Below are 14,907 nucleotides of genomic sequence, written 5' to 3' on the forward strand. Positions count from 1 at the left end.
AAGTGGTCATTCTGCGGGCGAAACAGCTTATTTTTCGAAATGGTACGGACGAACTCCTGAGGGAATGCCCGGCAATGCAACTCTTTTGTCCTTTACTTCCGATAAAGAAAAATACAAAGTAGGCGAAAAAGCCAAAGTAACAATTCCTTCCTCAAAATCGGGAAAAGCGTTGGTGAGCATCGAAACAGGAGCGAAAGTGTTACAGGCATTTTGGGTAGATACAAAATCTCAGCAATCGGAATTTTCTTTCGAGATAACTCCGGAAATGGCTCCGAATGCCTATGTGAGCGTAAGTTTGGTACAACCTCATGCACAAAGCGATAACGATTTACCCATTCGCATGTATGGTGTTGTTCCTATTTTGGTTGAAGATCCAAATACTCGATTAAATCCGGTAATTAAGATGCCTGATGTATTGGAACCTGAAAAAGAATTTAAGGTGGAAGTATCCGAAAAGGAAGGAAAAGCTATGACTTACACTTTGGCTGTTGTTGATGATGGCTTGTTGGATTTAACCCGATTTAGAACTCCAAATCCTTGGAATAGTTTTTATGCGCGAGAAGCTCTTGGTGTAAAAACCTGGGATATGTACGATATGGTTATGGGTGCTTTTGGTGCTCGATTAGAAAAAGCTTTTGCCATTGGTGGTGATGAGGATTTAGGAGATAAAAAGCAAGCAAAAGCAAATCGATTCAAGCCTGTTGTTATGTTTTATGGTCCATACACACTTCATGCAGGAGATCGTAAAATGCATAAAATCACGATGCCAAATTATGTAGGATCGGTCCGAACTATGGTGGTTGCAGGAGATCGGGGTGCTTATGGTTCTGCCGAAAAAACTTGTCAGGTAAGAAAGCCGTTAATGATTTTGGCTACTCTCCCCAGAGTGCTCGGACCTGGAGAATTGGTAAAATTGCCAGTGACTGTTTTTGCTATGGATCCAAAAGTGAAAAATGTGAAAATCAAGATTCAGCCCAATGAGTTTCTTATGGCTGAAAAAGAAACTGAAAAGAGCATTACTTTTTCGGAAGTGGGAGAGCAGGTCGTGAATTTTGATTTGAAAGTTGCCTCGAAATTAGGTATTGCAAAAGTGAAAGTGTTGGCCGAAAGTGGAAGTATAAAAACAACTTACGATATTGAATTGGATGTTCGTACGCCAAACCCTCGGGTGGTGAATGTGAACGATACCTTGTTAAATGAAGGTGAAAGCTGGGAAAATTTACTGTCTTTGCCAGGGATGAAAGGGACTAATAAGGCTGTTTTAGAATTGTCGAATATTCCACCAATTGATTTTGGTCGTCGTTTGGAATATTTAATTGATTATCCTCATGGCTGCATTGAGCAAACAACTTCGGCGGTTTTCCCTCAGCTATTTCTAGATAAAGTAGTGACTTTAGAGGCGGAACAAAAAGTGAGAATTGATAAGAACATTCAAGCTGGATTGAATCGTTTACTAAGTTTTCAATTGCCAAATGGAGGCTTTGCGTATTGGCCAGGAGTCGATTATGTGAGTGATTGGGGAACAAGTTATGCTGGTCATTTTATGTTGAAAGCTGAAGAAATGGGATATACTTTGCCAATCGGATTGAAATCGGGATGGTTGAGGTATCAGAAATCGGCAGCTAAAAGTTGGGATCATGCTAGCTATCGAAATGGAGTGTACTATTCTCGACACGATTTACTGCAAGCCTATCGTTTGTATACACTTGCTGAAGCTCAAAGTCCTGATTTAGCATCTATGAATCGATTAAGAGAGCAATCAAAATTAAGCTCAGCTGCCAAATGGCGATTAGCAGCAGCTTATCGAATTATCGGACAGACCGAAGTGGCTGAGAAGCTGATTGAAAATATGTCTACTGAGGTGAAAGCTTACCGCGAAAATTGGGGAACTTTTGGTTCAGATACTCGCGATAGAGCCATGATTTTAGAGACCTTAAGCTTGTTAGATAAGAGAATGGAAGCTTTTCCTTTGGCTCAAAAATTGTCTGCCGAACTATCAGGAGATACTTGGATGAGCACACAAACAACAGCATTCTGTTTGATTGGAATGGCAGAGTTTGCGGGAAAAGCAGAATCTTCGGAATTGAGTTTTTCTTATGCTCTTAACAATGGTAAAGTTCAGAAATTATTCAGTAACAATCCTATTGTTCAAATTCCTTTGGATGTAAAAACAGGGACACCGAAAGTGAAAGTGAATAATCTTTCTGAAGGCATTCTTTATGCACGAGTTTGTATGAGTGGAATTCCTGAAGTTGGAGATCAAACTTCGGCGGAAAGGAATTTGAAAATGGATGTTTCCTATACGGATATGAAGGGGAATGCAATTGATGTGAGTAAATTACAGCAGGGAACCGATTTTAAAGTTGAAGTTCAAATTCATAATCCTGGTGTGATGGACAATTACGAGCAAATGGCTTTGACTCAGATATTCCCTTCGGGTTGGGAAATTGTAAATACTCGCTTTGGCGGAGTGGATGAGCTTTCGGAATCTTCTGAGCCAACTTATCAGGATATTCGAGATGATAGAGTGTATACTTATTTCGATTTGAATCGAAATGATAGCAAGACTTTTGTGATGACATTAAATGCAGCTTATGTGGGAAAATATTATCTTCCTACGGTAGTTTGTGAAGCCATGTACGACGATCGGGTTCAGGCTCGCAAACCAGGTAAGTGGGTGGAAGTGGTAAAGTAAGAATTTTTAAAAACGAATAAAAAACCCCCTTTTGGGGATTGATGAATATTTTATGAACCGACTCAATATTAAATATTGTAAAACCAAAAAATGCCGCATCTTTTTGCTGGCATTTTTGTTTGTGGTTCTTGGTTTTTACTTTTCATTGCCTGCTAAATTGTTTCACGATCCTACATCCACCATTCTATTTAGCCGGGAGGGAAAGTTGCTGGGAGCAAGAATTGCAAAAGATGGACAATGGCGTTTTCCGGAGAGTGAAACTGTTCCCGAAAAATTCGAAAAGGCATTGCTCTGTTTCGAGGATCAGTATTTTTACTATCATCCAGGAGTAAATCTCATTGCAATGGGAAGAGCGATTGTTCAAAACATAAAGGCAGGAAGGGTAGTTAGTGGTGGAAGTACTCTAAGCATGCAACTGATTCGAATATCCCGTAAGGGAAAAGAGCGGACTGTTTACCAGAAAGCAATTGAAATTGTAAAGGCTTTTCGTTTGGAGTTAGGCTATTCAAAAAAAGAAATTCTTGCCTTATATGCTTCTCATGCTCCTTTTGGAGGCAATGTTGTGGGCTTAGATGCTGCGGCGTGGCGGTTTTTTGGTCAAAAAGCCGATGATTTATCCTGGGCCGAAGCCGCAACTTTAGCGGTCTTGCCTAATGCACCTTCCTTAATTTATCCGGGAAAAAATAGCGAAAAACTGCTTGTAAAACGAAATCGCTTACTCGATCGATTAATGGGGAAAGGAAGCATCGATTCGACAACTTGTGAGCTGGCTAAATTAGAAGATTTGCCAAGCAAGGTTCATGTATTGCCCATGTTGGCTCCTCATTTACTCGATCAGGCAAATTCTGATTTTCAGGGAGAACGAATTATAAGTTCTATTGATTATCGACTTCAAATTCAAGCAAATGCCATCGTTCGAAAGTATCAGGCAAATTTAGAAGCCAATCAGATTCATAATATTGCCGTTTTGGTTTTAGATGTTGAAACAGGAGAAAGTATTGCTTACATTGGGAATACTGCAGCTAATGGGAAAGGAGATAATGGCAATCAGGTTGATGTGATTCGTGCTCCCAGAAGTACGGGAAGTGTACTAAAACCTCTTCTGTTTGCTAGTATGCTGAACAGTGGTGAGATTTTACCAAACACGCTTATTGCCGATATTCCAACCCAAATTGCTGGCTATTCTCCTAAAAATTTTAACCTGCGTTACGATGGTGCTGTTCCGGCTCACGAAGCTTTGTCTCGTTCATTGAATGTTCCATCGGTTCGAATGTTGCGTACACATGGTGTGGAACGTTTTCATCACATGTTGAAAAACCTTGGACTTAGCACACTAAATCGACCTGCTGGACATTATGGCTTGTCCTTAATTTTGGGTGGAGCCGAAGGTGAATTGTGGGATTTATGCGGAATTTATGCAGATTTAGCCAGAACTTTGAATCATTTCAATGAATCAAAAAGTTATTTTTCCAATAACATCCGAAAGCCATTTTACCGTTTGAAAGACTCGCTTCCAAAGGGAAAAAAAGAATCGAATTCTATTCTAAGTGCCGGATCCATCTACCAAACATTCGATGCATTATTAGAGGTAAATCGTCCGGATGGAGAAAGCGGGTGGAAATCATTTTCTTCATCACGGAAAGTGGCTTGGAAAACTGGTACGAGTTTCGGTTTTAGAGATGCCTGGGCCATTGGAACAACGCCTAATTATGTGGTAGGAGTTTGGGTTGGAAATGCCGATGGAGAAGGTCGTCCAGATTTAACTGGAGTGGGAGCTGCAGCTCCTATTATGTTTGATGTTTTTAATGTGTTGCCAACGCAAAAGTGGTTCGATATTCCTTACTCGGAATTGGAGTCAGTAGAAGTGTGCCGTCAGAGCGGATGTCGTGCTGGCAAATGGTGCGAAACCGTCGATACTATGTTGGTTTGCAAGGCTGGTTTGGAAAGCAAATCATGTCCCTACCACCGGCTCATTCATTTAGATGCTAGCAAAAGATTTCAGGTGAATTCCAATTGCGAAAGTGTTGGAAATATGGTTCATGAAAGTTGGTTTGTATTGCCTCCAGCCATGGAATGGTACTACAAAAAGCGGAATCCATTGTATCAAACTTTACCTCCATTTCGAGATGATTGCAAGGGGAATTATGGACATCAGGTGATGGAATTAATTTATCCCAAAAACAACGATCAACTCTTTATTCCCATTGAGTTGGATGGAATGTTGGGCAAACTTGTTTTTGAAATTGCTCATCACGATCCGCAAGCAGAAGTTTTTTGGCATCTCGATGGTAATTTTATAGGAAGTACAGTTTTTCTTCATCAAATGGAATTGTGTCCTGATGAAGGAGAACATGAATTAACATTTGTAGATGAACAAGGAAATACTTTAAGTAAGAAATTTGCTATTGTTGGAAAAAGGGAGAATGAACTCAGATAATTGAGTACTGAAATTATTTTTTTCGTGTACAACTAACTGTAAGTAAACTGTGAAATTTACCATCAAGACTATCTTATCAATAAATATCTTTCTGAAAAATTTAATTTTGACTAAATTACCAAGGATGAATTGAACCTAAACAATTAAAAAATGCTTCTTTTACTTTTTTATTTATTTCTTGCTCTTGTTGTTTCTTTTTTATGTTCGGTAATGGAGTCGGTTCTGCTTTCAACCCCAATTTCATTTTTAAATGTGAAAAAGAAAAAGGGAGATGGTCGGGCTATTACTTTCATACAACTAAAGAAGAATATAGATAGGCCTTTGTCTGCTATTTTATCGTTGAATACTATTGCTCATACCATTGGGGCAGCTGGCGTTGGAGCTCAAGCTACACATTTGTTTGGCGAAGTTTATTTTGGCCTAGTTTCTGCGGTTTTAACTCTTTTGATCCTCTTTTTCTCCGAAATTATTCCCAAAACGATTGGAGCCAGGTATTGGCGTGAATTGGCAATGAATTCTGGAATGATAATAAATGCAATGGTATATGTAAGTTATCCTCTAGTGATTTTAACAGGCTATATCACCAAACTATTTTCATCTAAAAATACGTCTATGCAGGTAAGTCGTGAAGAATTATCGGCAATGGCTCATATTGGAACAAAAGAAGGTAGTCTGGAGGAAAATGAAAATAGGATTATTCAGAATTTAATTCGGCTGAAAACCATTAGTGTTAGCGCGATAATGACTCCCAGAGTAGTGGTTTCTATGGCTGATGAGCAGATGAGTATTCATGATTTTTTAACTCAGAAAGAGTATCTGTATTATTCTAGAATACCAGTTTATGCAGAACAAACTGATAATATTACGGGTTATGTTTTCCGTCAATCGGTTTTCGACGAGCTAACTGAAGACCAGAAAAAATTAAAATTGAAAGATATTAAAAGAGACATTATTGTGGTGCCAAAGTTTCAAACGCTTTTAATTACATGGGAAACGCTACTGGAAAGAAAAGAGCAAATAGCACTTGTAGTAGATGAATATGGGGGAATGGACGGAATTGTGAGTATGGAAGATATTTTAGAGACTTTACTAGGATTGGAAATTGTTGATGAAGTAGATAGAGTGGTTGATATGCAACAATATGCCCGTGAAAGATGGGAGAGACGAAAGGCAAAATACAATATCTTTTTGGATCAGAGAAAGTAACTGAATTTTTTTGAAAATTAAACAATTGGAAGAATAGAATGTTTGATAGCTAATTGGCTAATTTCAATTATGATATTATCTTTATTGCATAGACAGGACATATAAGTAACCATAAAATGCTAAAGTTTAAATTCGAACATAAAATATTTATTATATATCTATCCATTGGTGCATTGTGGATTTCATTTTCAGATAAACTGGTTCAAAAGCTAGTCTCTGATCCGGATTATCTCACACAGGTGCAGACTTACAAAGGGTGGTTTTATGTACTTGTAACGGGGATTTTATTTTACTATTTACTAAAGAGTCATCTTTTTAGAATAAGAGATGCAGAAAAAAAGCCAGAGAAAGTGGTTTATTGAAAACTGCTTTTTTGCAGAATATGTCCCATGAAATTAGAACCCCTATGAATGGAATTATGGGTTTTGTAGAACTTTTAAAAGAAGATGATTTGCCTCTGGAAAAAAGAGAAATGTATATTGATATTATTTCAAAAAGTCCTGATCAGTTGCTTGCTGTGGTGAATGATGTACTGGATATTTCTCTGATTGAAACAGGAAATGTTATTGTTCAAAATTCAGAATTTCATCTGAATGAATTCTTAAATCAATTTTATTCGAGTCATACTACTTTACTCAAAAAGGAAGTCTTATTTGAGTTGAATAATTCTCTTGCCGATCAAGATCTTGTTTTAGAGACAGATCGGTTAAAATTAGCTCAAATCCTAGATAATTTAATCAGTAATGCAATTAAATACACCAATAAAGGCTTTATAAAATATGGTTGTAAAATGCGTAAAGATTACTTGCTATTTTTTGTTAAGGATTCGGGAATAGGAATTTTAGAACAAAATCTGACTAAAGTTTTTGATCGTTTTCAACGAACAAAAGTTGACGAGATACAAACAATAGGTGGTATTGGTTTAGGCTTGTCTATTTGTAAAGGAAATGTGAAATTATTTGATGGAGATATATGGGTTGAATCAACCTATGGAGTAGGATCTCAATTTTATTTTACGATTCCTGCCAAGCTGATAAAACAAAAAAATATTTTAACAAAAAATCAACTTAACTTGGAAGTTTCCTCCTAATTAATTTCAGATCAATAAAAAAGAGAAAGAAAATTCTCATTGGATCTTAAAATGTTAGTTAAGTCATCAAACAAAGAGTAGTCTTTCGATCTGAAAATTTTCATTATAAGGCACGTAGTCTACAATTTGGCAACGAAAAAAAGTTCGTTGCCTTTGCAGTCATAAGTATTGTTTTAGCTAATAATCAGATAAATCTGATTATAAATCCAACTGAATTCCAACTAAAAAACGAGGCATAAACTTAGGTTGATCTATGGCTTTATCAGCATCTTTATAAGTGAAAAGAGTGTCGGTTTCATTGTCGGTTCTGGCGTTTACATTATCATTATCTGGCGAGTACGATGTGTCGTGTCCTTGAAGTTTAGCACCAAAAAAATAATCCAAGCCGCTTGTAATAACCAATTTTAGTCCTGCTGAAATTTTGTAGTGACTTTCGAAACCACCTCCCAATCCGTATTGTTTCGAGCTAACATCAAAATCTTCATTGCCACCTACGTATTTAAAATTCCCCTTAAATTTTGAATAACGAGGACCAACATACCAGTAGGATGAAGAATTTCCTAAAAGAGTAATGGGTTTTAGAAGGTCAAGTCTAACATCCATACTGTGACCTTTTTTTTCGGGAACGCCATTGGTTGCATTGTTAATAAAAATTCTGCGTGCATCGGCAGATCTTCCAGGATCAAGCCATGTATAACCTAATCCCAATCGAATGTCGAAGGGAAATTCTTTCGAAAGATCATTCAGAAGTAGAGCAGCTCCCATACCAAAACCTCTGTTGATGCCTGTTGTGAATTGAAAATCAGTTTTCTCCTGAAATTTATTTTTTTCTTGTGCTTTTAATGGTAGAATTGTTGTCAAAAGCAATAGGCTTAAAAAAGCTAATACGTATTTTTTTAATTTGTTTGCTAGCATAAAAAGTAGTCTTTTGTTGTTGATATTGGAATATAACGATTTGTTGCTTTTTATATTGCATTGCAATATTGTGAAAAAGAGTCTGATATGGTTGAATGGCCTATCTATAAGGAAATACAGAGCCTAAATTCTTTAACTATTTTTTCTATCTCTTTCTGATTCTAGGTCTTTTTATTCAATAGAAATGTTGATTCTCTTTCGGAGAACCTAGGATTTCTTTTTTCAAAAACTAACTTTAGGGAACTTTATAATCATTTGTATGGATTATCAGAAAATATTAGAAAATGTTTTGATTAAGATGACAGGATTTCAGGAATTGGGAAACCCTGCATCTTATATTCCAGAACTTCGTAAGGTTGATCCGTTTAAGTTCGGGGTTCATTTGATCACTAAAAAGAATAAGAATTTTGGACTTGGCGATTCGGAGGAGAAATTTTCTATTCAAAGTATCTCAAAAGTTTTGTCTTTGGTTATGGCTTACCAATTGCAAGATGAAGATTTATGGAAAAGAGTGGGTGTGGAGCCTTCAGGAACTCCATTTAACTCTTTAATTCAACTTGAGTATGATCAGGGAATTCCTAGAAATCCTTTTATTAATGCAGGAGCATTGGTTATTTGCGATATTTTGGTGGAACATTTGAAAAATCCTAAAGATGAGTTTCTGAATTTTGTGAGGAAGCTTTCAGGGAACTCAGAACTTGAATATTGCGCTCGCATTTCAGAATCGGAAAAATCTGTGGGATATAGAAATGCTGCTTTAATTAATTTAATGAAGGATTTAGGGAATATTCATAACGATATTGATACCGTTTTGGATTTTTATTTCAATTTGTGTTCCATTGAAATGACTTGCCGAGAACTAGCACGAACGTTTCTTTTTCTGGCTTCTTACGGATTGAATCCTATCACAAAGGAAAAGATTTTAAGTTCGAGCAAAGCGAAAAGAGTAAATGCAATTATGCAATTGTGCGGTTTTTACGATGAGGCAGGCGAGTTTTCTTTTAAAGTGGGTTTGCCGGGCAAAAGTGGTGTTGGGGGTGGTATTGTTGCTATTCTTCCAAATCAGTATAGCATTGTTGTGTGGAGTCCAGGTTTGAATAAAAAAGGAAATTCAAGTAAAGGAATGAAATTCCTGGAGCTATTCACAAGTGAAACCGAGTCTTCCATTTTTTAGGAGAGCAAGTGCGTTTAGCTAAGCTGAATTGATTACCTTTAAAAGGTTTCTAATAAATTCGTCTCCAAACCAATGATATTGTTTGGAGCTGAAAAATTGTATAACAAATGGATCAATTAATAACGATTAAGTCTATAGAGGATATTTTACCCGAATATCGAAATACACCTATCGGTTTGCTTCTGGAATTTCAGAACTTAAATCGTCTTTTTACAAGTTATTCCGAAGCGCAGCTTTTGGTTGGAATGTGTATGGATAATCGTAAACATTTGCATATTCCTGAAAATTTCGCCTATATCATTCGTTCTGGTGGAGCGAATTTGCGATACAGTGAATTTAAGGTATCCTATGCCATTTCTGTGGGTAAGATAAAACACATTGCACTGATAGCTCATAATAATTGTGGAATGGTTAATTTACACGCTCGGAAAAACGAGTTTATTCAGGGGTTGGTTAGTTCTGCAGGATGGACTGCAGAAAAAGCCGAAGAACATTTTACAAATTTTGCTCCCTTGTTCGAGATTGGAAACGAGATTGATTTTGTCGTGGCTGAAGCAAAACGACTTCGTTTAAAATATCCAAAAATAATTGTTGCCCCTTTGCACTATCAGGTTGAAACCAATCGAATATCCATAGTGAAGGAATAATTTTTTTCTGGAAATTATTGTGTCTGAGCAAGAAAATGTGGATTATAGTTGATCTTTGATTTATTCCTGTATTTTTGCGGTTCAATTTTGATGGAAGTAGATTTTTTATGGAAGTAAAACGACTAAATAAGGCGATTGCCGAAACTGGATATTGTTCTAGAAGAGAGGCTGATAGATTAATTGAGAGTGGACGTGTGCAAGTGAATGGAAAAACTGCTGATTTGGGCGTTAAGGTTCTCGCAGAGGATACGATAAAAGTCAAAGGAAAAATTATCACCAGGCAGGTGGGTAATATTTATCTCGCATTCAATAAACCTATCGGAATAACCTGTACAACCGATACTCATATCAAAGGAAATATTATCACCTTCCTAAATTATCCAGAGAGGATATTTCCTATTGGAAGACTGGATAAGCCAAGTGAAGGACTTATTTTTCTTACCAATGATGGCGATATCGTGAATAAAATATTGCGTTCGCGTAACAATCACGAAAAGGAATATTTGGTACGTGTTAACAAAAGAATTACTTCTGATTTTATTAAAAAAATGGGAAATGGAATTCCAGTTTTAGATACAGTAACCAAGAAATGTAAAGTTTGGAAAGTAGATGATTTTACATTCAAAATAATTCTTACACAAGGTTTAAATAGACAGATTCGTAGAATGTGTGAATATTTAAATTACGAAGTAAAAGGGTTGAAGAGGTTACGAATCATGAACATTTCCTTAGGCAATTTAAAGGTTGGAAAATACCGTTCGTTTACTAAAAAAGAACTACAAACCTTGCTTAGTTTATGTGAGGATTCGGCGAAAACTTTCGACGAAATATAAAAAATATACTTACTTGGTAGTATCCCGCCTGCTCGTGAATAAAGCTTCTCTCGCAGATAATAAGCAAGAATAAATTTCAGCCGATTTTTAAATCTATATCCTCAAATTTAGTGTTTTGATGAGTTTGAATCGAGAATAATAGTTTCAATTTGATTGTTCTAAATTGTTGAATCAAAAAGAATTATTCGAGAAAAGGAATTCATCTTTTTTTCTGATTCGTCCGATATTCCCCTTTATTTTTTATTTGATCTTATTTTTAATAAAAATTCATCATATCAGGAACTTTCTCATTTTCTGATTGTTATGCTTTATTTTGATGAAATTCTAATTTGTATTTAAAATAGATCGAACTTTAATCGTTAAATTTACGTAGTTGAAGTATAAAAAAAGGTATTTCGTCAAAGATTGTTCATCTTTGATTTTTAGGTTAAATATGGCGATAATATGAAAAAACATCTACACTTTCTTTGTCTTACCTTATTAATAGTGCTTAATTCTCAACTTGGAATAGCTCAAATCATTCGTCCGGTAAGTGATACGACTATTTGTATTGGAGGATCAGTAATTCTTGAAGCAGCCACGGGTTCATATATGTATAATTGGAGTACAGGTGAGCTTTCGTCTGTAATTAGTGTATCCCCTACAGTAACGACAACTTACGATCTACGTGTTTTTATTCCAGATACAGACACTGAGCTAATTACAAATGGTGATTTTGAATTGGGAAATACGGGCTTTTATAGTGAGTATGTATATTGCCCAGATCCAATTTTATCTTCAGCAGATCATTCTGATAACGAGTCGCTATGGATGGAGGGAAGATATGCTGTGGATGATGATCCTAACGACTATCATGCTAATTTTTCTCATTGTAGCGGAAATACAGGAAATACCGACGATAAGATGTTGATTGTGAACGGTGCTCCCGATGAAGATGTGGTGGTTTGGAGCCAGACCATTACGGTAACACCTTATCAATATTATGCTTTTTCAACTTGGGCAGCCAATGTGCATCCTACTAATCCAGCTAGACTAGAGTTTATGATTGATGGTGTTTTAATGGGTGATTATATAGAACCAAGTTCAGGTTTAACCTGTAATTGGGAAGAGTTTTATTCCTTATGGTATTCGGATACAAAAACTTCTATTGAGATTTCAATTGTAAATAAAAATTTAATTCGTAGTGGTAATGATTATGCTTTGGATGGGATTTCTTTTAATCCTTTGATTGAGGTTCCCGATAGTAGAACTGTTACAGTTATGGAACCTGCTGTGGTTGATGCTGGTTCCGATTTGACAATTTGTAGTAACGAAAGCGCAAGTTTGGCAGCTACAGTTTCCAATGAAAGTGGTTTTCTGTGGTCAACAAACGGAGATGGTTCTTTTTCAAGTGTGTCTGATGGGAATTCATCTTATACTCCTGGAAGTAGTGACATAACAAATGGAAGTGTTGTTCTTATCGCAACAGCGGATTCTAATTCTCCTTGTGAATCTGTTGTTGATTCGTTAACCCTTTACCTGAATCCGATACCTTCTCTTGATTTTGGAGATCAGCAAGCTTCTTGTGGTGGAGGAAATGTAATTTTGGATGCAGGGAATGTGGGTTCTACTTATGTGTGGAATACTGGTGAAACATCGCAGTCTATTGAAATTTCAACGGCGGGAGACTATTCTGTAAGGGTTACTAATGCGTACTCTTGTGTAAATAGTGACACTTTTTATGTTGGTTTTTATGATGAGTTAAATATTGATCTAGGTCCCGATCAGACAGTTTGTTCGGGTGAGCCTGTAGTGCTTGATGCCGGAATATCCGGAGCAACTTATTTATGGTCTACTGGAGAAACTACTCAGGAAATTATTGTGTATGCAGATGGTAATTACTCTGTCACAGTAACTAATTCTTATGGATGTATAGCCTCTGATGATGTGAATGTAAACTTGGTGCCACCACCTGTTGTAGATTTAGGTCCTGATCAGGTTTTAAATACAGGAGATGTAATTACTCTGGATGCGGGAAGTCATTTTTATTATGTTTGGGATGATGGTTCTCATAGCCGATATTTAGATGTTGATAAAGCTGGATTGTATGCTGTTCGTGTATACGATGTTAATGGCTGTTCAGCAATGGACATGATTAATATTACGAGCGCAAGCGGGACTGTTCCTGATGTGACTTTAAATGATACAATTATTTGTAGAGATGAGTCGGTAGAGTTGTACGCAGGTAATGATTTTTTATTCAATTGGGATGTGGATGGTCTCTCTTCCAGAGTGGTGGTTTCTCCTGATTCTACAACTAGTTATGACTTACGTTTGTTTTATATAGATAAAACAATAGAGTTAGTTGAGAATGGCGATTTTACCTTAGGAAATATAAAAGTTCAAAGTGATTACTATTATTGTTCGAGAGTTAGGGATCGAGATTGTAGAAATAGAAGCAGTAAGTATACAATTGATGATGATACTGATGCTTTTGGATCTGATAAAAGTAATTGCGGAGGTGTTACGGGTAATTCTCCTGATAATGTAATGGTTGTTGAAGGAGGAAATGTAAATAGTACTGTTTGGGAACAGGATATTGATGTTGATACAGATAGTTATTATACATTTTCGTTAAATATGACTAATCTTAAAAATGATAGTTCCGATGATTTTGAATTAATCATTAATAATAAGGTTGTTTTACAATTTAGCTCTGAAAATTCTTGCGATTGGAAGGAATATGCAACATTGGTTTATTCTGGTACAGATTCTCAACTCACAATTCAAATTAACAATACTTCAACAACAGGTACTGATAATGCTTTTGCATTGGATGGTATTAGTATGTATCAATTATCTGAAATTCCTCTTACAGTAACGGTTGAAGTTGTGCAGCATGTTACTGCTGATGCTGGAGAAGATTTGGAAATTTGTGAGGCGGGTTCTGCATCATTAAGCGGAGAGGTAAGCAATGAATCATCTTTTATCTGGAGAAGTTTAGGCGATGGTTCTTTCGACGACACAAGCATATTAACCGCAAATTATACTCCTGGTAGTTCTGATATTTCAAATGGTTTTGTTGATTTGGAGTTAAGTGCTCAACCAATTATTCCATGTGTAAGTCCTGCTTTGGATACCATGAGAATAGCGATCAATAGTAATTTGAATGTTGATTTGGGAATCGATCAGGAAATTTGTGAGGGAGATAGCATTACTTTCGATGCTGGAAATATTGGTTCAACTTATTTATGGTCTACAGGCGAAACGACTCAAACAATTACTGTTTACACTTCAGGAACCTATTCCGTTGTTGTAACCGATAGTAATGGTTGTATGGGTACCGATGAGGTGAATCTTATCGTAAATGCTAACCCTGTGGTTGATTTGGGAGCAGATCAAGAGGAGTGTAATGGAAATAACATCATGTTTGATGCTGGGCATCCTGGATCTGATTATTTATGGAGTACTGGTGATACGATACAAGGAATTTTGGTGACTGTTTCAGGGAACTATTCGGTTATAATGACCGATGCCAATGGCTGTTCAGCAAGTGATGATGCAAATGCAACAATTCATTCTCTTCCAGTTGTTGATTTGGGAGCAGATCAGGAAACTTGTGCAGGAAACAGCATCACTTTTGATGCAGGAAATGTTGGTTCTACCTACTTATGGAGCACAGGCGAAACGACTCAGACCATTTCTGTTTCGACTTCCGGAAATTATTCTGTTACGATCACCGACGCCAACGGCTGTTCTGCAATGGATGATGTGAATGCGACCATTCACGCAAACCCACTTGTTGATTTGGGAGCAGATCAGGAAACATGTGCGGGAAATAGCATCACTTTCGACGCCGGAAATGTTGGCTCAACTTATTTATGGTCTACCGGAGAAACGACTCAAACAATATCAGTAAATACAAATGGTA

General features: G+C 36.6%; 9 protein-coding genes. 8 read left to right on the forward strand and 1 reads right to left on the reverse strand.

Annotation, left to right across the window (positions count from 1 at the left end; genetic code table 11):
* From ABYT26_RS16260 to ABYT26_RS16275, 4 genes are all read left to right on the forward strand, one after another.
* A partial coding sequence (locus ABYT26_RS16260) for an alpha-2-macroglobulin (RefSeq protein ID WP_372755822.1) occupies positions 1-2,695 on the forward strand: 2,695 nt, incomplete at its 5' end.
* A 31-nt stretch (positions 2,696-2,726) separates the two neighbouring features.
* A complete protein-coding gene (gene pbpC / locus ABYT26_RS16265) occupies positions 2,727-5,132 on the forward strand; it encodes a penicillin-binding protein 1C (RefSeq protein WP_372755824.1) in 2,406 nt (801 codons plus the stop codon).
* Between the two features lie 150 nt (positions 5,133-5,282).
* Entirely contained in the window at positions 5,283-6,338 is a 1,056-nt protein-coding gene (locus tag ABYT26_RS16270) for a CNNM domain-containing protein (RefSeq protein WP_372755826.1), read from the forward strand.
* Between the two features lie 373 nt (positions 6,339-6,711).
* Positions 6,712-7,428, forward strand: a complete 717-nt coding sequence (locus ABYT26_RS16275) for a sensor histidine kinase (protein ID WP_372755828.1) — start codon at positions 6,712-6,714, stop codon at positions 7,426-7,428.
* A gap of 198 nt (positions 7,429-7,626) precedes the next feature.
* Here ABYT26_RS16275 and ABYT26_RS16280 read toward each other — a convergent pair whose 3' ends face one another.
* Positions 7,627-8,289: a hypothetical protein gene (locus ABYT26_RS16280; protein ID WP_372755830.1), complete on the reverse strand. Its 663-nt coding sequence runs from the start codon at positions 8,287-8,289 to the stop codon at positions 7,627-7,629.
* Positions 8,290-8,602: 313 nt separating this feature from the next.
* On the opposite strand from ABYT26_RS16280, the gene ABYT26_RS16285 reads away from it, so the two are divergent.
* The 4 genes from ABYT26_RS16285 to ABYT26_RS16300 all read left to right on the forward strand — a co-directional run.
* Positions 8,603-9,517 (forward strand): glutaminase, encoded by a 915-nt coding sequence (locus ABYT26_RS16285; protein WP_372755832.1) that lies wholly within the window; start codon positions 8,603-8,605, stop codon positions 9,515-9,517.
* A 107-nt stretch (positions 9,518-9,624) separates the two neighbouring features.
* On the forward strand, positions 9,625-10,164 hold the full coding sequence (locus ABYT26_RS16290; RefSeq protein ID WP_372755834.1) for a carbonic anhydrase: 540 nt from the start codon (positions 9,625-9,627) through the stop codon (positions 10,162-10,164).
* A 107-nt stretch (positions 10,165-10,271) separates the two neighbouring features.
* Positions 10,272-10,997: a 23S rRNA pseudouridine(2604) synthase RluF gene (rluF, locus tag ABYT26_RS16295; RefSeq protein WP_372755836.1), complete on the forward strand. Its 726-nt coding sequence runs from the start codon at positions 10,272-10,274 to the stop codon at positions 10,995-10,997.
* Between the two features lie 444 nt (positions 10,998-11,441).
* Positions 11,442-14,907: hypothetical protein (locus ABYT26_RS16300; RefSeq protein ID WP_372755838.1), on the forward strand; the 3,466-nt coding region annotated here is incomplete at its 3' end.

Source organism: Labilibaculum sp. (genome assembly GCF_041595635.1).
In the GTDB taxonomy this organism is placed as follows: Bacteria; Bacteroidota; Bacteroidia; order Bacteroidales; family Marinifilaceae; genus Labilibaculum.